The organism is Parasphingopyxis lamellibrachiae (assembly GCF_003385775.1).
Classification (GTDB): domain Bacteria; phylum Pseudomonadota; class Alphaproteobacteria; order Sphingomonadales; family Sphingomonadaceae; genus Parasphingopyxis; species Parasphingopyxis lamellibrachiae.
The window spans coordinates 1,318,299-1,343,098 of record NZ_QRDP01000004.1 but is presented as its reverse complement, the minus strand read 5'-3'; the positions used below and the strand labels follow the sequence as shown (position 1 = coordinate 1,343,098).

20 protein-coding genes are annotated in these 24,800 nt (G+C 59.4%); 16 read left to right on the top strand and 4 right to left on the bottom strand.

The genetic code is table 11. The annotated features are described in order from the left end of the window. Positions 1–11 precede the first annotated feature (11 nt). Entirely contained in the window at positions 12–1,202 is a 1,191-nt protein-coding gene (locus tag DFR46_RS06650) for an acyl-CoA dehydrogenase family protein (RefSeq protein WP_116235732.1), read from the bottom strand. A gap of 588 nt (positions 1,203–1,790) precedes the next feature. Beyond that, entirely contained in the window at positions 1,791–2,648 is an 858-nt protein-coding gene (locus DFR46_RS06645) for a LytTR family DNA-binding domain-containing protein (RefSeq protein WP_162843409.1), read from the bottom strand. Between the two features lie 310 nt (positions 2,649–2,958). Here DFR46_RS06645 and DFR46_RS06640 point away from each other — a divergent pair, with 310 nt between their 5' ends. Continuing rightward, positions 2,959–3,462, top strand: coding sequence for a MarR family winged helix-turn-helix transcriptional regulator (locus DFR46_RS06640; protein WP_116235730.1), 504 nt, complete (start codon positions 2,959–2,961; stop codon positions 3,460–3,462). On the opposite strand, the gene DFR46_RS06635 is transcribed toward DFR46_RS06640, so the two are convergent. Further along, positions 3,459–4,130: a TetR/AcrR family transcriptional regulator gene (locus DFR46_RS06635; protein ID WP_162843408.1), complete on the bottom strand. Its 672-nt coding sequence runs from the start codon at positions 4,128–4,130 to the stop codon at positions 3,459–3,461. The two genes, DFR46_RS06640 and DFR46_RS06635, sit on opposite strands and share 4 nt — an antisense overlap. 319 nt (positions 4,131–4,449) lie before the next feature. On the opposite strand from DFR46_RS06635, the gene DFR46_RS06630 reads away from it, so the two are divergent. After that, positions 4,450–7,353 (top strand): TonB-dependent receptor domain-containing protein, encoded by a 2,904-nt coding sequence (locus tag DFR46_RS06630; RefSeq protein WP_116235728.1) that lies wholly within the window; start codon positions 4,450–4,452, stop codon positions 7,351–7,353. A gap of 151 nt (positions 7,354–7,504) precedes the next feature. Here DFR46_RS06630 and DFR46_RS06625 read toward each other — a convergent pair whose 3' ends face one another. Beyond that, complete coding sequence (locus DFR46_RS06625) at positions 7,505–8,062, bottom strand: PadR family transcriptional regulator (protein WP_116235727.1); 558 nt, start codon at positions 8,060–8,062, stop codon at positions 7,505–7,507. Between the two features lie 133 nt (positions 8,063–8,195). Between DFR46_RS06625 and DFR46_RS06620 the strand changes: the two genes are divergently transcribed. From DFR46_RS06620 to DFR46_RS06555, 14 genes are all read left to right on the top strand, one after another. Next, positions 8,196–9,374: a BaiN/RdsA family NAD(P)/FAD-dependent oxidoreductase gene (locus DFR46_RS06620; RefSeq protein ID WP_116235726.1), complete on the top strand. Its 1,179-nt coding sequence runs from the start codon at positions 8,196–8,198 to the stop codon at positions 9,372–9,374. Positions 9,375–9,457: 83 nt separating this feature from the next. Then, on the top strand, positions 9,458–10,294 hold the full coding sequence (locus tag DFR46_RS06615) for an ImuA family protein (protein WP_116235725.1): 837 nt from the start codon (positions 9,458–9,460) through the stop codon (positions 10,292–10,294). A gap of 1 nt (position 10,295) precedes the next feature. Next, the gene (locus DFR46_RS06610; RefSeq protein ID WP_342769828.1) at positions 10,296–11,750 is read left to right on the top strand and encodes a Y-family DNA polymerase; all 1,455 of its coding nucleotides are present in this window, start codon (positions 10,296–10,298) and stop codon (positions 11,748–11,750) included. Beyond that, positions 11,750–15,013: an error-prone DNA polymerase gene (locus DFR46_RS06605; protein WP_116237197.1), complete on the top strand. Its 3,264-nt coding sequence runs from the start codon at positions 11,750–11,752 to the stop codon at positions 15,011–15,013. The genes DFR46_RS06610 and DFR46_RS06605 overlap by 1 nt, the downstream gene beginning before the upstream one ends. Before the next feature lie 63 nt (positions 15,014–15,076). Then, positions 15,077–16,429: a serine hydrolase domain-containing protein gene (locus DFR46_RS06600; RefSeq protein ID WP_116235723.1), complete on the top strand. Its 1,353-nt coding sequence runs from the start codon at positions 15,077–15,079 to the stop codon at positions 16,427–16,429. A 401-nt stretch (positions 16,430–16,830) separates the two neighbouring features. Then, entirely contained in the window at positions 16,831–18,495 is a 1,665-nt protein-coding gene (gene ccoN / locus DFR46_RS06595) for a cytochrome-c oxidase, cbb3-type subunit I (RefSeq protein ID WP_116235722.1), read from the top strand. 11 nt (positions 18,496–18,506) lie between these two features. Beyond that, positions 18,507–19,241, top strand: coding sequence for a cytochrome-c oxidase, cbb3-type subunit II (ccoO, locus tag DFR46_RS06590; protein WP_116235721.1), 735 nt, complete (start codon positions 18,507–18,509; stop codon positions 19,239–19,241). Then, positions 19,238–19,399 carry a cbb3-type cytochrome c oxidase subunit 3 gene (locus tag DFR46_RS06585; protein WP_116235720.1) on the top strand — a complete coding sequence of 54 codons (162 nt, stop codon included), beginning with the start codon at positions 19,238–19,240 and terminating at the stop codon, positions 19,397–19,399. Before ccoO ends, DFR46_RS06585 begins: the two co-directional genes overlap by 4 nt. After that, the gene (ccoP, locus tag DFR46_RS06580; protein WP_116235719.1) at positions 19,392–20,327 is read left to right on the top strand and encodes a cytochrome-c oxidase, cbb3-type subunit III; all 936 of its coding nucleotides are present in this window, start codon (positions 19,392–19,394) and stop codon (positions 20,325–20,327) included. Before DFR46_RS06585 ends, ccoP begins: the two co-directional genes overlap by 8 nt. Next, positions 20,314–21,786 (top strand): cytochrome c oxidase accessory protein CcoG, encoded by a 1,473-nt coding sequence (ccoG, locus tag DFR46_RS06575; protein WP_116235718.1) that lies wholly within the window; start codon positions 20,314–20,316, stop codon positions 21,784–21,786. Before ccoP ends, ccoG begins: the two co-directional genes overlap by 14 nt. After that, positions 21,783–22,235 (top strand): FixH family protein, encoded by a 453-nt coding sequence (locus DFR46_RS06570; protein ID WP_116235717.1) that lies wholly within the window; start codon positions 21,783–21,785, stop codon positions 22,233–22,235. The genes ccoG and DFR46_RS06570 overlap by 4 nt, the downstream gene beginning before the upstream one ends. Continuing rightward, positions 22,232–24,355 carry a heavy metal translocating P-type ATPase gene (locus tag DFR46_RS06565; RefSeq protein WP_116235716.1) on the top strand — a complete coding sequence of 708 codons (2,124 nt, stop codon included), beginning with the start codon at positions 22,232–22,234 and terminating at the stop codon, positions 24,353–24,355. Before DFR46_RS06570 ends, DFR46_RS06565 begins: the two co-directional genes overlap by 4 nt. Continuing rightward, positions 24,352–24,510 carry a cbb3-type cytochrome oxidase assembly protein CcoS gene (ccoS, locus tag DFR46_RS06560; RefSeq protein ID WP_116235715.1) on the top strand — a complete coding sequence of 53 codons (159 nt, stop codon included), beginning with the start codon at positions 24,352–24,354 and terminating at the stop codon, positions 24,508–24,510. Before DFR46_RS06565 ends, ccoS begins: the two co-directional genes overlap by 4 nt. Then, complete coding sequence (locus DFR46_RS06555; RefSeq protein WP_116235714.1) at positions 24,507–24,761, top strand: hypothetical protein; 255 nt, start codon at positions 24,507–24,509, stop codon at positions 24,759–24,761. Before ccoS ends, DFR46_RS06555 begins: the two co-directional genes overlap by 4 nt. Positions 24,762–24,800 lie beyond the last annotated feature (39 nt).

Genomic DNA, 24,800 nt, shown 5'->3' with positions numbered 1-24,800 from the left:
GGTGACCCCGCCTATAAACCCAGGACCCGCTTGGCGATAATGTTTCGCTGTATTTCGTTCGTGCCCCCATAAATGCTCTGCGCGCGCGTACCGAAATAGCTGGCAACACCGGGAGCTGCGAAACCGGAGTCGCCCGTCCATTCGGGGCTGACACTGTCGTTGAATTTGCGCATGCCATGATCGGCTGCGGCTTCAAGGAACAGGGTTGTTATTTCCTGCGCGATTTCGGTTGCCATGATTTTCAGGATCGATGCTTCGGTGCCGGGGGAGCCGCCATCCCGTACCGAGCTAAGCACTCTCAAAACGGTAATTTCCAGCGCATCGACCCGGATTTCCACCTGGCTCAACCGGCTTGCGAACTGGCTGTCATCGATCAGGCGCCGGTTTCCGCCGGCAGGAATATGGGAGGCGATGGCGCGAATGTCGGCCAGCTGCTTCCGTTTGCCTCCGATCCGGGCGTAAGAAGTACGTTCGTTGCCCAGCAGATATTGGGAATAGGACCAGCCTTTCCCTTCTTCTCCGATGCGGTTGGTAACGGGTACCCGGACATCCACGAAGTCGCACTGGCTCAGATGATATTTGCCATCGATGGAGATAATGGGTTTCACAGAGACGCCCGGCTGGTCCAGCGGGCAGCAAATGAAGGTGATGCCCAGCTGCTTCTTTTCTTCGCGGGAGGTGCGCGTCAGCAGGAAAATCCAGTCCGCATGCTGGGCTGCCGAAGTCCAGATCTTGGTGCCGCTGAGCACATATTCGTCGCCGTCCTGCACTGCGGAGAATTGCAACGATGCAAGATCAGAGCCAGCTTCGGGTTCGCTATAGCCCTGGGCCCATCCTACCGATCCATCGGCAATCCCGGGCAACCAGCGCGCCTTTTGTTCGTCGCTGCCAAATGTGTAGATAACCGGCCCGACATAAACGACACCCATAGGTGTGACGGTTGGCGCACCGGCGCGTTCCAGTTCTTCGTCGAAAATATATTGTTCTTCGATCGACCAGCCCGGGCCGCCATGTTCGGCGGGCCAGGCGCTGGCCAGCCAGCCCTTTTCTCCGAGCGCCATTTCGGCACGCCGGACCTCGTCTGTCGTCAGACTGGCCCCGGCTTCCATTTTCCGGAGAATCTCTTTCGGATATGCGGTGGCAAAGAAAGACCGCACCTCTGCGCGAAAAGGTTGCAAGCTCGGGTCGGCATCCAGGTTCATGATCGCATATATCCTCTTTTCAAGGCCTATATAGATCGGTGAACCCAACGTCACCCGAACCGGTGCGTTGATAGGGCGGCGCTCTCTGGTGGGCCGGCGGAATGCTTGACCGGGGGGCTGCCGCTGGCGGCGCGCAATCCACCGGGAGCCATGGCTTGCGGATCACGTCCGGCGGATGGAAATTTCGGGTGTGGGTCAGAGAATTCCGCTATTTTTTTTAGAAAGCCCTGTGCCGGCCTTCGGCATCAGTCGATCTCGCGATCCGCATGGGCTGCCCGCAGAAAAATGCGCGGAACGGTTTGCCACATATATTCTGGCTGGCGGTGTCTTGGGTCGGGCAGTCCCGATCGGCCCGTGGTCATGTTTCATGGATTTCTGCTCGAATTCGATCCTCGTGGAAGTTCGCCTCCTGTGGTCATCAGGTGCGATCAATCTAAACTCTGTCGAAACAGTGATGTGCGGATTTCTCTCACGGGAGCCGCATCAGCGAAAGCGGCCCGGTGCCCGATAGTGACGAACAAACGGTTCTTGATGCGAATTTGCAGAGGTTTGGGACGAGCAATCAGGTCGGTTGCGGACTGGAAGCCATCAGGCGGCGATATGCCCTGTCCGGAGCAGGCCTTTCAGTTGCTCCTGATTGCCGGCGCTGACCGGGAGTTGGCGCCCGCCTTGCAGATGGATGTCTTTGATACGGCCATCGGCCCGCGTTACGGATGCTATGGAATCCGCGCGCGCAAGATGCGACCGGTGCACCTGGACGAAGCCGTGGCGGTCCAGCTGTTTCTTCATTTCCGCCAGAGTCGTGCGGTGCAGGAATTCCGATTCCCGGGTGATGAGGGCGACATAATTGCCCTGAGCACTCGCCGCGATCACATCGTTTATGTCGACAATGTCGACCCTGGACGCCGAACGCGCCATGATCTTGCCACCGCCTATCCCGAGCTCGGTCGGCAGGGAATTTCTCCTGATTGTCCCGAGTATCTGTCCAGACAAAAGGGCAACGATAAAAAACAGGATGTCCCATATCCAGTCGCGAAACTCGGTTGCCTCAATGATAACGTCAATCGTGGTGCCCCAGAACGGCGCCATAACAAAGGTCATGCTGACGAGCATAAGGGCAAAAATAGCCAGTCCCACAACGACCGTTTCAGCGGCTCTCGCCAACCAGCTATACCGAAGCACTGCCTGACGAAACCCAGTCAAGACGACCGTCGGGGCGGCAACCAGCCAGGGCAGGAAGCCGATGGCGGAAATTGTTACGCGTTGAATCCATGTGGCATTGGGAACATCGCCGTCGAGATAGGCTGCGGTGCCAAAGGAAAGCACGAAAATGACGACGAGGGGCGTCGTAATCAGGGCTATCCACAGAAAAAGCGCCGCAGAACGCTTGGACAGCAAGCGCAGATAGGGCGAGGTCATCCTGTCGGCCGTGTCCATTGTCGTCATGGGAGTGCCGCCATCGTCACGGCTTTGCACATGCCGTTTTCGGCTGGCCTGGAAGTTGTGAAGTGCATGGTCATTGCACTGGAGCATCCCTTTGGTCGTGGTCTGGAAGTGCGCTCATCTTGTTGTCTCTTGCTTATGCCTGAGTCGCCCCAATTCCGCAACTGGTTGTATAAATAACGAAATCGTGCGACATATTTCCGACGAAAAACTGTCGAACTATACATTAAGGGGTGCAAATGAAGTTTCGCATTGATCTCCGCGAGTTGCTGTTCGCGCCGTCGGGTGTCGCCGCCGGATTGCGGTCGTCCGCGTGACCGATTTCGCCGATGAACTTGGCCCGGCTTATCTGAACCTTGTCATACGCCGCCTGGCGCGGCGGCTGTCCGCTGACGGTAATGCCTATTTCAGCCATTGTGATCTTGCAATTCCCGCTCAGGCTACAGCGATAATGGCTTATCTCGCACGCCGGGAAAATGTGTCTGCGGCATCCATTGCGGATGCGTTGGGATATTCGCATCAGGCGGTTGCCAAGGCGGTCGACAAGCTGGAGCGTGCCGGACTGGTGGTAAGCGGGATAACCAAGGCGGACTTGCGGGTGCGCGGTCTTTCGATGACCGAAGCAGGGCGTTCCGAACATGCCAGGCTGGAGGCTGTCACCGACCAGATCCATTCGGTATTCTCATCGATATTTGATGAATCGGGTGTGGATCTGTTTCGGGCCATTCGCCAGTTTGAAAAGGCGCTGGACAGAGATTCGCTGTTTGACCGGCTTATTGCCCAAAATACCGAAATTGATTGCCTCACGCCAGATTAAGCCGCTGCGGGCACGCGCCGGTCCGGATTGCTGTCGCCGAATCCATCGAATGTGCAGGTGGCGGCAAAAACCTGTTTGGCAGTCGTTGCGACGGTGTTTTCGAATTGCGTGTTCGGGAAATTGTCGCGCCCGAGCAGCTTCGGAAGGGCGAGCGTGGCTTCAAGTCTGGTCAGATATGCATCCCGCTCGCCGTGAAGAACGTACAGATCCAGGCCGTTCCGCGATCCAGCTTGCGCGATCGTGTTTTCAAGGCCCTGGCAGAGCGGTTCGGCAATTTTCTGGTTGTAGGCCGCTTTGACAAAGGGATTTGTATGCTGGTCGCGAAGGCAGAGAAACAGAAGCTTTCGATACTCGTCGCTGCCGACGATACCGGCGGCGTATCTGATATATTCCTGAATGGACTGGCTGACCGAAAGCTTTGAGTGAGCAGTGAAACTGTCCCTATTGGTGATCGTATCGACAAGGCGATTGATGGCGGCGCGGTAGATATCTTCCTGGCCGTCGAACGAATAATAGATCTTCCAATAGCTGGTACCCAAGCGTTCGGCGATGTCGTCGATACTTACATTTGGCCACGGCTTCTCAAGATAGAGATCGAGAACACCGTCGGCGATTGCGGCTCGTCTCGTCTGCCAATTGATGCATGGTGTCGCCGGCCGACTTTCCATCTTTAGACCTTTCATAATAATACGTGAAGCATTAAAAATACATATATGAATGTCACGGTCAACTCATGAAAACTCGAATTATCTTCCGTTAAATGACGATATATCGGGTGTGCTCTCTCTGTCACAGGGAGTTATATAATGCGTCACGTAGTAAAAAAATGTTGAGCGAAGCAAGACGCGCCGTCATAAGCGCCCCACCAAATCATGTGGCGCCCGATCAAGGGCCGTTCGCATGATGGCTATGGTTTGAAACAGGCGCGAACCCGGAACCTTTGGTTCGACTGGTCCGTGGGGCGCCTCAATAAGGGGTTTGATTTCGATGATTGACAAGACTTCCAGCACAGGACCGCGCACGCGCAAATATGTGGTTCGGAGCCTGATGATAGGTTCGGCCGCGAGCGCGCTGATCACCACGCCAGCTTTCGCGCAGAATAATGACGAACTGGCGGCCGCCACGGCTAATCAGCCAGCCATCGTTGTTACGGGTTCGCGCATTACGAACCCGAACCTCGAACAGTCGAGCCCGATCCAGGTCGTTGGCACTGATGAGATTGATTATCGTCAGGCAACCAACGCTGAAGAGCTGATTGGCGAACTGCCGGGCATCGCTGCTGGCACCAACAACTCGGTCAACAACGGTTCGAACGGTACGTCGACACTGAACCTTCGTAACCTCAGCTCGACACGCAGTCTCGTACTCCTGGACGGTACGCGCCTTGTTCCTTCTACTCTTGCCAGCCAGACCGATTTGAACATCATCCCGGTCGCGCTGGTCGAGCGCGTTGAAGTCATCACCGGCGGCGCATCGTCGGTGTACGGTGCCGACGCCATTTCGGGCGTTGCCAACTTCGTGCTGCGTCGTGATTTCGAAGGTCTCGAAGCGGCCATGACATACGGCATCACCGAGCGTGGCGATGGCGAGCGTGTTCGCGGAGACCTGACCCTGGGCGCCAATTTCGATGACGGCCGCGGCAACGCAGTCCTCTCGATCGGTTACCAGGAAGTCGACGATGTCCTGCAAGCCAACCGCGCAATTTCGCAGGTGGCAACCTTTGGCGGTCAACCGGTCGGCTCGGGCACAACAGTGCCGACACGCTTCAACGGCCAGCAGGTTGCGCCAGATGGGTCGCAACTGGTTCCGACCTACAACACGTTCAACTTTGCGCCGTTCAACTATTTCCAGACGCCGCTTGAACGTTACAACATCTTTGGTTCGGCCAATTATGAAGTCACGCCAGGCATCGAAGTTTACACCCGCGGCATGTTCACGAACAGCACGGTCAGCCTGCAGCTTGCACCATCCGGCCTGTTCGGTGCGCCGTTTACGCTGCCGCTGAACAACCCGTTCATCAACGACACTGTCGGGCAGCAGATTTGCGCCAGCTTCGCTGTGCCGATCGATCCGGTAACCTGTCAGGCTGCGCTTGACGCGGTTGATCCGAACGATCCCGGTTATCTTGCTCCGCAGACAATCATCAACCGCCGGTTGGTTGAGCAGGGACCACGTAGCAGTGACATCGTCACCAACCAGTTCCAGATCTGGGCCGGTGTGCGCGGCGATCTCAGCCCGACGATCAGCTATGATGTCTATGCGACATATGGCGAATCGCAGCGCACCCTGACGCGCAGGGGCTGGGGCCTGAAGTCGCGCATCGAGCAGGCGCTCAATGCGATCAGTCCAACACAGTGTTTCGATCCATCGAACGGCTGTTTCCCGATCAATCTTCTCGGCGGGGGAACGGGCACGAACATTGATCCGCGTTCGGTTGCCTTCTTCAACCAGCCTTCGGGCTTCACCGACTCGACCTCGCTGTCGGTCGTCAACGCTTCGCTCAACGGTACGTTTGGTGAGACGGGCTTCTTCACCCAGACCCCGATCGGCTTCGCTGTCGGTGTCGAATATCGCGAATATAGCGCCAGCCGTGTTGCCGACGTTTCCGCCGGTACGCAGGGCGAAGTTCTCGGTTCGGGTGCTCCTTCACCAACCTTTACTGGTGGCTATGACGTCATTGAAGGCTTTGCCGAACTGATCGTGCCGATCCTCGAAGACGTTCCGGGCTTCTACAGCCTCCAGGCTGAAGGCGCGATCCGTGTGTCGGATTACTCCAACACCGGCACCAGCACGACCTGGAAGGCGGGTGGTAGCTGGGAACCGTTCGAAGGCTTCCGCTTCCGTGGTATCTATTCGATATCGGTTCGTTCACCCAACATCGGTGAGCTGTTCGGTCCGGTCACCACGGGCCTTACCGCGCTGACCAACGATCCGTGTCAGCTTGGCAATCCGGTTGGCAATGCAACGCTGACCGCGATCTGTATTGCGCAGGGGGCCCCGGCTGCCACGATCGGTATCATTCCGGTTCCGTCTGCCGCGCAGATCAATGCCACGACGGGTGGTAACGCCAATCTCGATACTGAAGAAGCCGAATCGATCACACTCGGTCTTGTGGCGACCCCGCCGCAGGTTCCGGGCCTGGTTGTCTCGGTCGACTACTTCAACATCAAGGTAACGGGTGCCATTACGAACCCGGCGCCGGGCGACATTTTGACGCCCTGCTTTGGACCGAACAATGATGGGGCGGGCTCCGATGCCACAGCATGCGCCAACATTCGGCGTAACCCGATCAACGGTTCGTTGAACGGCGGTGGCGAGACGCTGGGTCTTATCCTGCAATTGTCGAACCTGGGCGAACTGGAAACCAGCGGTGTCGATTTCCGGGTCAATTACACGTTGCCGATGAGCTTCGGTTCGATCAACTGGGATCTGAACGGCACATGGACCGAAACGCTGACGTTCAATGCAAACCCGGCAAACCCGATCAACATCACTCGTGAATGTGTTGGTCTGTTCTCGCCTAACTGCGAGCCGATTACACCGGAATGGGCGTTCAACCTGCGGACGACAGTCAGCATTGACGATCTTGTCGATATCTCGCTGCTGTGGCGCTGGATCGATGGCGTGGAATATGAGTTCATCGGTCAGGGTCAGGGGTTCCTGCCAGAATCGGAAGCCTTTGACGCTGCGAACTATTTCGACCTGACGGTCCGTTCGAATGTCAGTGAGAATTTCGATCTGACGATCGGTATCCAGAACTTGCTGGATCGCGATCCGCCGCAGACCAGTTCGTTCATCGGTTCGAGTTCGTTCAACTCGGGCGACACCTATCCGACGAGCTATGACACGCTGGGTCGCCGCTACTCGGTGACCGGCAGGCTCCGGTTCTAGTTAGAACGTTTGGTCACGTTCTTGTTGGTGGCGGGGGTGAAACCGGAAGTCTCACCCCCGCCATTTTTGTCCAGACGATATGCAGTTGGATCGTCAGAATTCGCAATGGACGTACAGAGTCGGCGGCGGAAAATACGGCCGCCTTGTGGCTCTAGTCTTTGTGCCTACCGCTCTTTACGATCTTGCCCAAAACCCTGTCGAGCCAGTCCATGCGTGAGCGCAAGCTGCTAACCACATTGTCGTGAACGGCCTCCTGATAGGGAAGCTCGACCTCCTGATCATAGGCAATCTGCTCTTCGAGCTTGGCTGAAAGCTCGGCCTTCACATCGACCAGCCACAAGATCCGTTCTTCCTGCGTTAGCAGGTCGAAGGACATCAGTTTAGTGCGGAGCGGATCGTCCATCAGGAGATGCGACGACTTGATGTCAAGGACCCAGTTGCGGAGCGCTTCCTGCCCTTTTTTGGTGCATGTCCATGTCGCCGTCCCGCGGGCGTCGCCCTCGACCGCCACACTCTCAACCAGGCCGGCCTTGGCCAGCCTTTTGATCGTCGGATAGACTTGGCCGAGACTGGAGTTAAAGGCCGCAACCGGGCTCATTTCGAAGATCTTCACGATTCTGTACGCTGTAACCGGCTGGGTACGGCGTACCAGATCAAGCAAGGCCCCTTCATGGTCGCTAAGGCGCGGCGGATCTTGTTCTTTGTTCATCTTGGCCTGCCTTATCTGATTAGAAACAGACCGCCAACTCAGCTTGGATGCATCCGATGAGGTTTGTTTGCCAGCCTGCCGCTTAGCCCAGATCAGAATTGCCAAATAGCATCGAAGTGTTCAGCACCGGCGGATGGCCAATTCCTCTCATGATGTGATCATTCTTGGCGCCGGGGCTGCTGGCCTGCTTTGCGCCGCGATAGCGGGGCAGCGCGGGAAGCGGGTTCTGCTGATCGAACGCGCGGACCAGCCGGGCAAGAAGATACTGATTTCGGGCGGTGGGCGCTGCAATTTCACGAACATCCACACTGCGCCGGATCGCTATCTTTCGGCCAATCCGCATTTCGCCAAATCCGCGCTCAGCCGTTATGGTGCGCAGAATTTCATCGCGCTCGTCGATCGATACGGGATCGCCTGGCATGAAAAAACACTCGGCCAGCTCTTCTGCGACGGCTCTGCCCGCCAGATTGTCGATATGTTGCTCGAGGAAGGCGCGAAGGGCGTCGTCGACCTGGTCTGCGGAGAGGAGATCGCCGACACAAGTCACGCCGATGGCCGGTTCCGGGTGAAAACAGGCAACCGGACGGCGGAGGCTCCGGCGCTGGTCATCGCGACGGGCGGGCCATCCATTCCGAAGATGGGAGCGACCGGCTTTGCCTATGATCTGGCGCGGCAGTTCGGCCTGAAGGTTGTCGAACCGCGCCCGGCGCTCGTCCCGCTGACATTGGGCGGCGATGACATATTGTTCCGGGAACTTTCGGGAGTTGCCGCAGATGTCGTCGTGCGATGCGGCAAGACGGCGTTCCGCGAGGCGGCGCTGTTCACCCATCGCGGACTTTCGGGGCCAGCCATTCTGCAGATATCCTCCTATTGGCGGCATGGCGAAACGGTCGGGATCGATTTTTTGCCGGAACGGGAAAGGGGCTGGCTCCTCGAAACCAAGCGCAGCACCCCGAGCGGTACGATACGTGCCCTGCTGCGCGATGCTTTGCCGGATCGGCTTGCTACAACGCTGGCAGAAAGATTGGCGTTGGGCGGCGATCTCGGAAATATGACGGACAAGGCGCTGAACCGGGCAGAGGCACAGCTCGCCGATTGGCGTTTCGCCCCGAACGGCACCGAGGGTTTTGCCAAGGCCGAAGTTACGGTCGGCGGGATCAGCACGGCCGAACTGTCTTCGAAAACCATGGAGGCCCAATCGGTACCGGGCCTGTATGCAATCGGAGAAGCGGTGGATGTGACGGGCTGGCTGGGCGGCTATAATTTCCAATGGGCCTGGGCCAGCGGATGGGCGGCCGCGCAGGTGCTCTGACAGACGGACTTTCGCTGTCTGGCCGCTTGCCCGCTTGACTCCTGCCTTATCAGTCACGCTATAAGAACAAAACAAGAACAGTTATGCGTGAGTCGGCTCCTATCCTCTCCGCGCTTCGGGCGCGCCTGGCGAAAGATGCGCCTGATCGTTCGGTAAACCGCGCGGACGGGAGCTCCGATATTCTGGCTTTGGGTCATGCATCGCTCGACGACTATCTTGATGGAGGTTTGCGGCGTGGACAGCTGCATGAGATTTTTGCCGGTGAAGGCGAAGATGGTGGCGCGGCCACTGGCTTTGCCACGATGCTCGGCATATTGGCGCAAGGGACGGGGAAGGGCGGTGCCAGGCCCCTGCTCTGGTTACGCAGCGAAGAGGCGCAAAGGCGGGGCGGGCGGCTATATGGAGCGGGTTTTGCCGAGCTGGGCGGCGATCCGGCGACGCTTGTCCTCGTTACCGTTCCCGACACGCTGGCCCTGTTGCGCGGAGCGGCCGACGCGCTGCGCTGCGGCGGGCTGGGCGCGGTAATCGTCGAATGCTGGGGCAATCCTCACTTGCTGGACCTGATGGCCAGTCGCCGGCTGACGCTGGCGGCCGAACATTCGCGTGTCACGGCGCTGATGCTGCGGCTAGGGGGCACGCCTGCACCGAGCACCGCCGATACGCGCTGGTCGGTATGCGCCGCGCCGTCCCGCCCGCTGGAAGCCAATGCGCCGGGCTCTCCGGCCTTCGACCTTGCCTTGCTCCGCCGCCGCGCCGGCCCTGCGGGGAAAAGCTGGCGGCTGGAATGGCATCGTGACCGGCGCATTTTCCATGAAGTCATTCCGGAGCTTGGGCGGGAAACGAAGACTTCTGGCGCTCCACTTTCCGTTCCTGTCGGCGGACAGGCTGAAGATTTGCGGGTCATCGCCCTCAGCGCCTGACGTGCCGCTCGCCTTTGTCGAAAAGGTGAAGGGTGCGATGCGGATCAGGGCGGTCGACCGGACGGCACGGGCGCTGGGCCTCGGGCCCGGCCTGACACTGGCCGATGCGCGGGCGCGGGTGCCGGATCTGGTTGTGGAGGATTATGATGCCCCGGCCGATACCGGCTGGCTCGACCAGCTGGCGGACCGATGCGTACGCTTCACCCCGATGGTGGCGATTGATCCGCCGGACGGGCTGCTGCTCGATATTACAGGCTGCGCACATCTGTTCGGCGACGCGGAAAATCTCACTGCGACGATCAGCGCATGGTTTGGCGAGATGGGCGTGATGATGCGGTCCGCCCGCGCGTCGACGGCCGAGGCTGCGCACGCTCTTGCACGTTTCCATCGGGGAACCGTTAGCGACGAGCAGGCGGCGGTCCGCAGCCTGCCCGTTGCCGCCCTGGAGCTTGATAGTGAGAGCGACCTGGGGTTGCGCCGTGCTGGGCTGAAAACAGTGGGTGCGGTTGCGAACCGGCCAAGGGCGGCGATTGCAGCGCGTTTCGGTGCGGCTTCGGTGCTGGCGCTCGACCGACTGCTGGGCGTAGCCGAAGCGCCGCTCAATCCGCGCTATGCGGAGCCGCCGCTTGTTCTTGAGCGCCGTTTTGCCGAGCCCATAGCGAATACGGATTATGGGCTGCGTATATTGCGGGAATTGACGGAGGAAGCGGCTGTAGAGCTGGCCGAAAAGGATCAGGGCGGCCGTGCTTTCGAAGCGATATTCATCCGTTCTGACGGACGGATTCAGCGACTGCAGGTCGAGACGGGTCTGCCAACGCGCGACAGCGACGCCATTATCCGGCTGTTCAGCGAGAAGGTGGAAACGCTTGCCGATCCGCTCGACCCGGGTTTCGGGTTCGATAGTGTGCGGCTTTCCATCCCCAGGACCGAAGCCTTGCGCCCGAGCCAGAAACATCTTGAAGGCGAAATGCCCGGGGAAAGCGATATCGCCGCGCTGGTCGATCGGCTGAGCGTTCGGCTCGGTCGTCACCGCGTGCAGCGGTTGCAGCCCTGCGACACCCATATTCCCGAAAAAGGCCAGGCCGCGCGGCCTTTTATCGAGGTGTCGGCGCATAAGTCCTGGCCGGTACCGAAAGCAGGAGAGCCGCCATCCCGTCCACTCCACCTGTTCGATCCGCCAGAGCGCATCGCCGTGCTTGCCGCAGTGCCGGACGGGCCGCCGCACCGCTTTACCTGGCGGCGCAAAGTCCATGATGTCCTGCGCTATGAAGGGCCGGAACGCATTGCCTCGGAATGGTGGCGCAGCAAAGGCGATCCACTGGGTGAGAAGCGACTGACGCGCGATTATTACCGGATCGAGGATGCGAACGGCCATCGATACTGGGTGTTTCGTCATGGCCTGTACGGGCGCGAGAAAACCGATCCGGACTGGTATCTGCACGGGTTGTTCGCGTGATGGCCGGCTTTGCTGAATCTTTTGCCGAACTCGCCGCCGCGACCAACTATTCCTTCCTGCGCGGGGCTTCGCATCCGGGCGAGATGGTGCATGAGGCCATTCGCCTTGGCATGGCGGGCATCGGGATTGCGGATCGCAATTCGGTCGCCGGTGTGGTGCGCGCGCTTATCGCGATGCGGGATGCGCTTGAAGATTTGCCTGAAGACCGGCGCGCCGCATTCCCGTTTCGCCTGGTCGTTGGCGCGCGGCTCTGCTTTGTGGACGGTACGCCGGACATTATCGCCTATCCGGCCACTCGCTATGGCTGGGGGCGGCTCACGCGCCTGTTAACTGTTGGCAACCGGCGCGCAGTGAAAGGCGATTGCCTGCTTCAGCTCAAGGATCTGCTCGAACATTCAGAGGATCTGCTGCTGACCGCAATGGCTGATGAAAGTGATGAATTTGCGCTGCGGCGTTTACAGGAAAGCACGATGGATCGGCTCTGGCTTGGCGTGACCATGCCGCGATCGGGTTGCGATCATCGCGTGCTGGAGAAACGCGCCTGTTTTGCAGAAAAACTCGCCATTCCGATGCTCGCCACCAATGATGCACTCTATGCGACGCCGCAGCAGCGGCAGCTTCACGATGTCCTGACCTGCATCCGCGAAGGCACGACTATCGCCCATGCCGGGAAACTGCTTGCCACCAACGCCGAACGCCATCTGAAACCGCCAGAGGAGATGGCGCGGCTGTTTCGCGATTATCCGCAAGCGATCGCCGCAACGACCGATCTCCTGGCGCGCATCGCTTTTTCGCTGGACGATCTGCGCTACGAATATCCGCATGAGCCTGTGCCGAAGGGCTGGGAACCGCAAAGCTGGCTCGAGCATATCGTGATGGAGGCGGCGCATGAGCGCTATGGCAGAGCCATCCCGCCCGAGGCGCAAAAGCTGATCGACGAGGAGTTCTCGCTGATCCGGGATCAAGATTACGCCTATTATTTCCTGACCGTGCACGATGTCGTGAAATTCGCGCGCGCGCAGGATCCGCCGATTCTCTGTCAGGGGCGGGGGTCGGCCGCCAATTCGATGGTCTGCTTCCTGCTCGGCATCACCTCGGTTGATCCGGTCCGCTACAATCTCCTTTTCTCCCGCTTCGTGTCGCGCGAGCGCAAGGAGCCGCCCGATATCGATGTCGATTTCGAGCATGAGCGGCGCGAGGAGGTGATGCAGTATATCTACGATCGTTACGGCCGGGAGCGCGCCGGGATCGCGGCGACGGTGATCCATTACCGCCCGCGCAGCGCCGTTCGCGAGGTCGGCAAGGCGCTGGGGTTTTCGGAAGATGTCACCACCCGGCTTTCGAGCACGGTGTGGGGCAGCCATTCGCGCGCGATGCAGGAACAGCGGATCGCCGAAAGCGGGTTCAGTCTCGACAATCCCGAGATTGCGCGCCTCAAGGCGCTGGTCGACCAGATCCTCGAATTTCCGCGCCATCTCTCCCAGCATGTCGGCGGCTATGTCCTCACCGAAGGGCGGCTCGACGAGCTTGTGCCCATCCATAACGGCGCGATGAAGGACCGGACGTTCATCGAATGGGACAAGGACGATATCGACGCGCTGGGCCTGATGAAGGTCGATATCCTAGCGCTCGGTATGCTGACCTGCATCCGGAAAAGCTTCGATCTTATGCGGTTGCACGGTCTGGGCGACTATGCGCTGGATACGATCCAGCATGAAGACGCAGCGGTCTACAAGATGCTGCAAAAGGGTGACAGTATCGGCGTCTTCCAGGTCGAGAGCCGGGCGCAGATCAACATGCTGCCCCGCCTCAAGCCTGCGGTGTTTTACGATCTTGTCATCCAGGTAGCGATTGTCCGCCCCGGGCCGATCGAGGGCGATATGGTACATCCCTTTTTGCGGCGGCGGCAGGGGATCGAGAAGGTCGTTTTCCCGTCCCCCAATGCGCCGCATGATCCGGATGAACTGAAAACTGTGCTCGGCAAGACCATGGGCGTTCCGCTGTTTCAGGAACAGGCGATGAAGCTTGCCATCGTTGCAGCGGAGTTCTCGCCAGAAGACGCCAACCGGTTGCGCCGCGCCATGGCGACCTTCCGCAATGTCGGGACGATCGACCAGTTCGAGAAAAAGATGATCGAGGGTATGGTCTCGCGCGGCTATGAGCGCGATTTCGCCGAACGCTGCTTCCGGCAGATCGAGGGATTCGGCAGCTACGGTTTTCCCGAAAGCCACGCATTGTCCTTCGCTCGGCTCGTCTATGTGTCGAGCTGGATCAAGTGCCACCATCCGGCGGTGTTCACCTGCGCCTTGCTCAATTCCCAGCCCATGGGTTTTTACGCGCCCGCCCAGCTTGTCCGCGATCTGCGTGACCATGGCGGTGAAGTGCGTGAGCCCGATATCAACGCCAGCACTTGGGACAACAGCCTTGAGCCTTTGGGCGACGATCTCGCCCTGCGCATCGGCTTTCGCCAGATTGACGGATTCCGGGCGGAATGGGCCCAGCAACTTGAGAAAGCCCGGGAGAAAGGCGCATTCATTACGATGGAGGATCTCGCGCGCCGTGCAAATCTTCCTCGCCGTGCACTCCGTCTGCTTGCCGATGCCGATGCCTGCCACTCGATCGGCAAGAATCGCCGCCAGTCGTTATGGGATGTGCAGCGCATGCCGCAGAGCGAGCTGCCCCTTTTTGCTGCTGCCAAAGAATGCGAGCTACGGGATGAAGCCGATCCGAACCTTCCTGCAATGCCGCTTTCCGAACATGTTGTCGCCGATTACCAGACGGTGCGGCTCTCGCTGAAAGGCCACCCCATGGCGTTTCTGCGCGCGCTCTTCGAAAGCGAAGGCGTACTGAGTTGTGCTGCGACCAACGCCGCGAAGAACGGCAAACAGGTCCGTACGGCAGGCGTTGTCCTGATCCGCCAGCGCCCGGGCAAGGGCAATGCGATCTTCATCACGATCGAGGACGAAACCGGCATCGTCAATGCGCTGCTCTGGGCCCGGCATCTGGAGCGGTTGCGCCGTGCGGTGATGGCTTCCCGGCTGATGGAGATCCATGGCGAGATACAGCGGAGCGCGGAAGGCGTCGTGCACCTGATGGCGACGCATGTCGTTGACCGTACAGAGGCACTCGACAGGCTATCCGACGGGCAGGGCGTGGAACCGGAATTGTCGCCTGCCGATGAAATCAGGAATTCCCAAATTCCGCGCGGGCGGGGGCATCCGCGTAACGTACGCATCCTTCCGAAATCGCGCGATTTTCATTGAGGGCTGGCCGTGCCGAGTTGGCTTGTTATATGTACTGGGTCCCAAACGAGATCGGGTTCCTGAATGTTCCGCCATATCCGCCTCGCTGCTTTGGTTTTGTGCTGGTTCGTTCTGCCTAATGCTGCCCTTGCTGAAGAGGCCGCGGCCGATCGTTTGCGCACCATCGCTTCGGAGGCTTATGACGGCAATCGTCCCGGCGCGAGCGTGATCGTGTACCGCAATGGTGAGATCCTGCTGCACGAAGCATATGGCCTGGCCAACCTCGAGCTGGGCGTGGCGATGACGACTGCGAACCGGTTTCGGATTGCATCCGTGACCAAGCAGTTCACCGGTGCAACCGTTATGCGACTGGTCGAGGATGGGGTTCTCGATCTGGACGCAAATATCCGCACTTACCTGCCAGACTTTGCCGATAAAGGCGATACAATCACCTTGCGTCACCTGTTGGGACACACATCCGGGCTCTACAACTACACTAATCATGATGATTACGAGGCAATCGCCCACACCGATATCAGCCTCCAGGACACGTGTGCCTATTTCGAAGACCTGCCGCTCGACTTTCCGGTCGGGAGCGAATGGTCCTATTCCAATTCCGGCTATGCATTGACGAGCTTGATCATCGAGACCGTCACCGGTCGCGAATTCGAAGATATTGTGGCCGAGCGGATTTTTGCGTCGGCTGGCATGACCCAGTCTCAATTCCAGCTAGCTGGACAGGTGATGGCCAACAGTCCCAACCAATACTGGCATGGCGAGAACGGTTTCTATCCGGCCCAGCGGGCAGGGATATCTGGCCATGGTGACGGTGAGATATATTCGACGACCGGCGATTTGCTTCAATGGTATCAGGCGTTGCGCGATGACCGGCTCTTCAATGCCGAGACGCGCGAAACCTTCTATGCCTCACAAATCCTGCCAGACGGCCGGGATACACGCTATGGCCTGGGCCTCTTCCACGGCCGCGTCGGCCCCTATGCCACCTACGAACATGGCGGCAATGTCGGCGGCTGGCGGGCCTATGTGATAATGGTGCCCGAACAGGATGCTTTTGTCGCCCTGCTTGCCAATGCCAATGACACTGATGAAGGCCTTATCGCGAGCCGTCTGATGAAAGCCGCGCTCGGTCTGGAAAACGGCGCATCGATTGAAATTTCTCTCGAGCAGGCCGCGTTGGAGGGATTTGTCGGTACCTATCGGCATGGACCAGGTGACGTGCGCCGGATTCGCTTCGAAGCCGGCCGCATCCAGTCGAGCCGAGGCGGCGGAAACTGGCATAATCTCGTTCCCATCGGTGAGAGCCGGTTCATGTTCCAGGCGGATCCCGATACCCAGATTCAGTTCACCGATACGGGGCTGAATGTTAGCTATCGTTACGGTATGGATCACGAGGCCGTGCGAATTGAGGAAGAATAGCATCGTCGCGCGGCAATGCTATTGTGGAACGAACCTCGATCTTTGTAATTGTCACGCGTTGGGCAACAATGCAGCAATGTCGGGAAATATCCTGCCCCTACGAGCTATCGGCGTCGGATATCTCAATATTCTCTACATGACAAAATCTCGCGATTTCACTGCGGCATAGGCCAAATCGGTGCTGCGATTGCCAGAAATTTCGATAATTTCGTGATTGCGCTTCCCCTTTACCAGCCGCGTAGCGCAAACTTTTCCCGGACAAGCGGAGGTGGGGTACCAAAATGGAATTGCTCTGCCTAAAGGCTCATTAATTGCATTCAGGGCAGCTTCTTGATCCCGATCAAAAAGGAGCCCAACATTGTCCACTAGTGGCGGGGCACGCTTTAGCAAGGGAAGGGCGCATGGAAACTCTGACAATGAAGGTCGGCAGCTTGCTGCTGGTCGCATTTCTGGCATTTGTGGCTGCAGCTTCGGCCGCCGATAGCGGTTTTGCGGTCCATATGTGGATCGTGGTTGCGGCGGCTCTGCTCGCGACATTCGTGATTGCGAACAAGGCGGATTTTGCCGCCCTGGCCAGAGGAGGCGCGCCCAAGCCCGATCAGAGCCGGTATGACGACGACCCGGTGCGCTGGGGCGTTATTGCGACCGTTTTCTGGGGCATGGCGGGATTTCTCGCCGGGCTTTATATTGCGCTCCAGCTCGCCTTTCCGGTTCTCAATCTCAACCTTGAATATACGACGTTCGGGCGACTGCGCCCGCTCCATACGTCGGCCGTTATCTTCGCTTTCGGAGGCAATGCGCTGATTGCGACGAGTTTCTATATCGTCCAGCGCACCTGCCGGGCGAGGCTTGCCTTCCCTGGCCTCGCCCGCTTCGTTTTCTGGGGCTACCAGCTGTTCATCGTGCTGGCGGCCACCGGTTATCTGCTCGGCATTACGCAGAGCCGCGAATATGCCGAGCCCGAATGGTATGTCGATCTTTGGCTGACGATCGTCTGGGTCGCCTATGCTATCGTCTTCATCGGCACGATCGCGAAGCGCAAGGAGCCGCATATCTATGTGGCGAACTGGTTCTTCCTCGCCTTCATCCTGACGATTGCAATGCTTCATATCGTCAACAATCTGGCCGTGCCGGTCAGCTTCATGGGGTCAAAAAGCTATTCGGCTTTTGCCGGTGTGCAGGATGCCCTTACGCAATGGTGGTACGGGCATAATGCGGTCGGCTTCTTCCTGACGGCCGGCTTCCTCGCCATGATGTATTATTTCGTGCCGAAACAGGCCGAACGTCCGGTCTACAGCTACCGGCTGTCGATCATTCACTTCTGGTCGCTGATCTTCCTCTATATCTGGGCAGGTCCGCACCATCTCCATTACACTGCACTGCCGGATTGGGCGCAGACGCTGGGTATGGTGTTCTCGATCATGCTGTGGATGCCGAGCTGGGGCGGTATGATCAACGGCCTGATGACTCTCAATGGCGCCTGGGACAAGATTCGCACCGACCCGATCATCCGTATGATGGTGATGGCGCTCGCCTTTTACGGGATGAGCACCTTCGAGGGGCCTATGATGTCGATCAAGGCGGTCAACTCGCTCTCGCACTATACTGATTGGACAATCGGCCATGTGCATTCGGGCGCGCTGGGCTGGAACGGCATGATAACCTTTGCCGCCATCTACTATCTGGTACCGCGACTATGGGCGCGCGAACGGCTCTACAGCCTGCGCATGGTGAACTGGCATTTCTGGCTCGCGACGGTCGGGATCGTTCTCTACGCCGCCTCGATGTGGGTTGCCGGCATCATGCAGGGCTTGATGTGGCGGGAATATGGGGCGGATGGCTATCTGGTCTACGCCTTCTCCGAAGTTACCGCTGCAATGCACCCGATGTATCTGATCCGGGCGACGGGCGGTCTCCTCTATCTCGCTGGGGCCATCGTTATGACCTACAATGTCTGGCAGACAATCGCCGGACGTAGCCGGACAGAAAAACCGATGAGTGACGCGGCCTTCGATCCCGAAGCGGATCGCCCGATCGTCTCCCCGCAAACCGTTCCAGCCGAATAAGGACGCGAGACATGGCATCCCGATTTTTCGATCACAAAAAGCTCGAACGCAACGTCACCCTGCTTGCTATCGGTGCATTCATCACCGTGGCGATCGGCGGTATCGTCGAGATTGCACCGCTATTCTACATCGACTCGACAGTAGAGGAAGTGGAGGGTGTGCGGCCCTATACGCCGCTCGAACTGGCCGGACGGAACGTTTATATCCGCGAAGGCTGCTATACCTGCCACAGTCAGATGGTCCGTCCGTTCCGCGACGAAGTGGAGCGTTACGGCCATTACAGCCTGGCGGCGGAAAGTATGTACGACCATCCCTTCCAATGGGGTTCGAAACGGACGGGGCCGGACCTTGCCCGCGTCGGCGGCCGCTATTCGGACGAATGGCATGTCCAGCATCTGACGGATCCGCGCTCGGTGGTTCCGGAATCGATCATGCCGCCCTATGCGTTCCTCGCAACCCGCGAAATCGACTTTGAGGATATTGACGGAGACCTCGGCGCGCTGAGCTCAATTGGCGTTCCCTATGACGAGACGATGATCGAAAATGCGGCAGCCGATTTCGCGGCACAGGTCGATATTTTCGGCGATGCAAGCGGCCTTCGGGAGCGTTATGGCGACGTCCAGATACGCGATTTTGATGGCAATCCGGCAATGCTGACGGAGATGGACGCGCTGATCGCCTATCTCCAGATGCTCGGCACCCTTGTCGATTTCGAGGCGGCGGCGGCCCAGGAGGAAGCGCGATGAGCTACGAAGCCTTTCGCCATTTTGCCGACAGTTGGGGCCTGTTATTCATGGTCCTTGTGTGGATCGGTTTTGCCCTTTGGGCATTCCGCCCGGGCGCCAAGCAGCATCATGAAGACGCCGCAAACATGATTTTCGACGAGAGTGAGAACGATGGCTGACAAACGCGTCGACGAACCCACGGGCACCGACTTTGTCGGGCATGAGTGGGACGGTATCGAAGAGCTTGATACGCCGCTGCCGCGCTGGTGGCTGATCATATTCTATGCCTGCATCATCTGGGCGGCGGCATATACCGTCGCCTATCCGGCCTGGCCGCTTATCAATAGCGCAACCCAGGGGGTACTCGGTTATTCGAGCCGAGCCGAACTGGCTGAGGACATGGCTGCGGTGGAGGCCGAGCGCGCGCCGCTGCGCGCCGCGATAGCCGAGATCTCGATCGAAGACTTGCCTGCCGATGAGCAGTTGATGCAAACAGCGGTGCAGGGCGGACGCTCCGCCTTTATCGTGCATTGCGTGCAATGCCATGGCTCCGGGGCCGCGGGCAGCGCGGGTTATCCCAACCTCAATGATGATGACTGGCTCTGGGGCGGCGATATGGCAGCGATTGAATATACGCTGATCCATGGCATCCGGAACCCGAATCACGATGAAACCCGTATTTCGCAAATGCCTGCATTCGGCGCAGACGGTATATTGAACGACCGCCAGATTGCCGATGTCGTTTCCTATGTTCGCACGTTTAACGGCGCGGAAGAAGCGAGTGCCGCATCGGCACGGGGTGCGGAGCTCTACACTGCCAATTGTGCTGTCTGCCATGGTGAAAATGGCGGTGGCGACCAAACCCAGGGCGCGCCCAATCTGCGCGATACAATCTGGCTTTACGGTGGAGATCGCGCCGCGATCACCAATACTGTGACGAACAGCCGGTTCGGTGTGATGCCGCGCTGGGGCCATCGCCTCGACCCAGTAACCATCCGGATGCTCGCGGCGTATGTCTGGTCGCTGGGCGGCGGTGAAACTGCGCCCACCGTGCCTGACGACGAGGGCGAAGATGTTGCCGAGGCGCAGAGCAATGAACCTGGCTGACCTCGCCGCGCCGGAAGGATCGCCCAAGCCCGATCTCTATGAGAAGCGCAAGGGCGTCTATCCCAAGGCGGTGAATGGCAATTTTCGTCGCCTGAAATGGACGATCATGCTGTTGACGCTGGGCGTCTATTATATCACGCCCTGGATCCGCTGGGATCGCGGCCCCTACGCGCCGAATCAGGCTGTGCTCGTCGACCTCGCCGGGCGGCGCTTCTATATGTTCGGCATCGAGATCTGGCCTCATGAATTCTACTATGTAGCGGGTCTGCTGATCATGGCCGGCATCGGCCTGTTTCTCGTAACTTCTTCGGTGGGCCGGGCCTGGTGCGGCTATGCCTGTCCGCAAACCGTGTGGACGGACCTTTTCCAGCATGTCGAGCGTTGGGTCGACGGGGATCGCAACGCGCAGATCCGTCTCGAAAAAGCGCCATGGACGTCCAAAAAGGTCGTCAAACGCGTTACAAAATGGGGGATATGGCTCCTGATCGCGGTGGCGACAGGCGGCGCATGGATCTTCTACTTCGCCGACGCTCCAACGCTGTTCCTGTCCCTGTTCACGGGAGACGCGCCGTTCGTGGCCTATGCGACCATAGGCGTGCTGACATTCACCACCTTTACGCTGGGCGGGTTCATGCGTGAACAGGTGTGCATCTATATGTGCCCCTGGCCGCGTATCCAGACGGCAATGATGGATGAAAAGTCGCTTACGGTGACCTATAAGGACTGGCGCGGCGAACCGCGGAGCCACGGCGTAAAGCGGTCGCGCGAGAATCCGGGCGTTTTCGGCGACTGTATCGATTGCGACCAGTGTGTCGCCGTCTGCCCGACCGGTATCGATATCCGCGAAGGGCCGCAAATCGGCTGCATCACCTGTGCGCTTTGCATTGATGCGTGCGACAAGGTCATGGGTCAGATCGGCAGGCCGCGCGGATTGATCGACTATGCAACGCTTGAGAGTAGCGAGCTTGAGGCAGGCGGGGCCTCCGTGCCTTCGCTCAAGCGCACGATATTCCGGCCGCGCACACTGATTTATTTCACGCTTTGGGCAGGTATCGGTCTGGCCATGCTCTTTGCTGTCGGTACGCGTGACCGGCTGACGATCAACGCTATTCAGGAGCGTAACCCGACCTTCGTCCAGTTGACTGGCGGTCAGGTTCGTAACAGCTTCGACGTTAAGATCCGCAATATGGAAAACCGGCCACGCACGATGACGCTTGAATTGGAAGGCCTGGAAGGCGGGGTTATGTGGGCCGGTTCCGGCAACCGCGATCAGGCCCTGCGCGCGTTTGACATTACCGTGCCCGCAGATCAGCTGCTCAACACCCGGGTGTTCGTTGCGGCCCCACATGACGGGGAAGCACGGGAAGATTTCACCTTCATCGTCACGGCAACCGGTGGCGAGGAAGAGGAAACAGCCTTTGAATCCGCCCGCTTTTCCCGCCCCGGAGCAGAACAGTGACCCGGCGGTTCAATGGCTGGCACATGACCGCCATCCTTGTCGCCTTTTTCGGCGTAGTGGTTGCAGTCAATATGGTGATGGCGACCTTTGCGACGCGCAGCTTCGGCGGCACGGTTGTCGATAACAGCTATGTCGCAAGCCAGAATTTCAACGCCTGGCTCGAAGCCGCGCGGGAGCAGGGCAACCTGCAATGGGCCGAGACTGTCGAGCGGGGCGAGGACCGGGTGGCGGTCACGATCGATACGCCCGAAGGGCCGTTGTCTGGTGCGGTTGTAACCGGCATTGCCAGCCATCCTGTTGGCCGGGCCGACGAGGTTTTGCTCTCCTTCGCAGAGACTGGCGATGGCATGTACCGGAGCAATGAAGCACTTGGCAGCGGTCGCTGGCTCGTGCGGATTGAAATTGTGAGAGGCGCCGAGCGTAAACGGGTGCTGGTCGATATCCGATGAACGCACCGCTCCAGGCCAAGAAGCCGGTTTCGGCAGAGGAAAGCCGCTTTGCAGTGCCGGATATTCATTGTGCGGGCTGCATTTCAAAGATTGAGCATGGCCTGATGGCGCATGCCGGGGTTCATGCCGCGCGCGTCAATTTCACTAGCAAGCAGGTTTCGATCGCGCATGACAAGGCACTGTCCGATCTCGATCTTGCGGAGGCCATTCGCGGCCTTGGTTTCAAACCGTCCCTGATCGCCGAAGACCGGAGTGACGAGGCGGCTGCCGCTGCGGGTCGTGAATTGCTCAGATGCCTGGCCGTTGCCGGGTTTGCCGCAATGAATGTGATGCTACTTTCCGTCAGCATCTGGTCTGGAGCCGATGGCGCTACGCGCACATTGTTTCACTGGATTTCGGCGCTGATTGCCCTGCCGGCAATTGCCTATGCCGGCCGGCCGTTCTTCCGTTCTGCATGGCAGGCGCTTCGCCATGGCCGGACCAACATGGATGTGCCGATAGCTATAGGCGTGACGATTACCGCCGCGATCAGCCTGTACGAGACGATTGTCGGCGGCGATCATGCTTATTTCGAGAGCGCGCTGATGCTGATCTTCTTCCTGCTTGTCGGCAGGGCGCTCGACGCCATGATGCGCCGCAAGGTTGGCGATGGCGTGGCGGCGCTGGCCCGCCAGTCGGCACCGGGTGCGCTGGTGATCGACAGCGACGGAAGCAGCGCATGGCACAAAGCCGCGGAATTGCGACCTGGCATGATCATGCAGTTGGCGGCGGGAGAGCGCCTGGCGGGGGATGGCATTGTCGTCGAGGGCGAAAGCGCGATCAATGCGTCGCTGCTGACAGGCGAAAGCGCGCCGCAATCGGTGGGGCCCGGGGAACAGGTTTTCGCCGGTACGCTGAATGTTGCCGCACCGCTCACGGTCAAAGTGACGGCCGCCGCCGACGATACGGCGCTGGCCGATATCGGGCGGCTGATGGCGACGGCGGGTCAGAGCAAGTCCCGCTATGTGCGGATTGCCGATCGCGGGGCCCGTCTCTATGCGCCTGTGGTCCATTCACTTGCTCTGTTGACCTTTGTCGGCTGGATGATGGCGGGGGCGGACTGGCACCAGGCGCTCCTGATCGGCGTTGCGGTGCTGATAATCACCTGCCCCTGTGCGCTTGGCCTGGCGGTGCCGGTGGCGCATGTCGTCGCGACGGGTTCGCTGATGAAACGGGGCATTCTTGTCAAACATGAATCGGCGATCGAACGGCTCGCCGAAGCTGATCGCGCGGTTTTCGACAAGACAGGGACACTAACGCTCGACCGCCTTGTGGCGGAGAATCTCGAAGAGCTGAACCATGATCAGAAAGCCATTGCGCTTGCCCTGGCCCGCGCTTCGCGACACCCCCTGGCCACGGCCATTCGGGAGGGTCTTGAATCCGAGGGCGTTCGCGCAGTTTCCATCACCGGGCTGGCCGAACTGCCGGGAACCGGAGTGACCGGGATTTACGAGAAGACCAAGGTCGCGCTTGAAGCGCCGGAGGGGTCGCAATCAACCCCTGCCGTAGCATTGACCATCGGCGATGATCGTACGGCGATTATCCGTTTCCGCGATACACTTCGCCCCGATGCCGAAGAAGCGGTCGCGGACATCGCCGGCCTTGGTTTGCCCGGCACTATTCTCTCTGGTGACAAGAGCAGCGCAATCCAGCCGATCGCCGGCGCGCTCCATCTGACCGCTCAGTCGAACGCCCGTCCGGACGACAAATGCGAGGCGCTTGAGCGGTTGCGCCGGCAGGGCCATCGTGTTTTGATGGTGGGCGACGGGTTGAATGACGGCCCGGCCCTGGCCGCCGCCCATGTTTCCATCGCGCCGGGTTCCGCCAGCGATGTCGGGCAAAATGCGGCCGATCTGGTTTTCCTCGGAGACAGCCTCGCACCGATCCCCTTTGCGATCCGCGCTGCGCGGCGAACCATGGATATCGTGCGACAGAATTTCGGTTTGGCGCTGATTTACAATGTGGTGGCCGTGCCGCTCGCGATCGGCGGTTTCGTAACGCCGCTGGTTGCCGCCGTCGCCATGTCGCTTTCGTCGCTGATCGTTATCGCCAATTCGCTTCGATTGCGGAGGGTTCGATGACAGGACTGGCTATCCTCATTCCGGTTGCGATCGGCCTGGGTCTCGCTGGTCTTGCCGCCTTTTTCTGGGCTTTGTCCAACAATCAGTTCGAGGATCCGGACGGCGCGGCGGCCCGGATTCTGGACGATGACGATGATGAGCCGGTCGGGAAATGAAGATAATCGAGCAGCTTTTTGCGGTCGGCGCATTGCTTGGCCTTTCGGCAAACGGGCTTGTTCCCCCGGCCACCGAAGAGAATATCCTGTGGGCCGAGGTGTGCGGGCGCCCGGGCATGCGCGTCGCGATCCCGCTAAATGGCGAGCCGTCTAACGAAAAACGCGATTGCGCCGAGGCCTGTCATGCAGCTTTGTGCCGCAAGTCGACCGGCGATTTGCGCAACGGCGGCGCTCGCGGCGCCGTTGTCTGATCCGTATAGCGACAAAAAACGGCTGACCTCGCCGCTTTC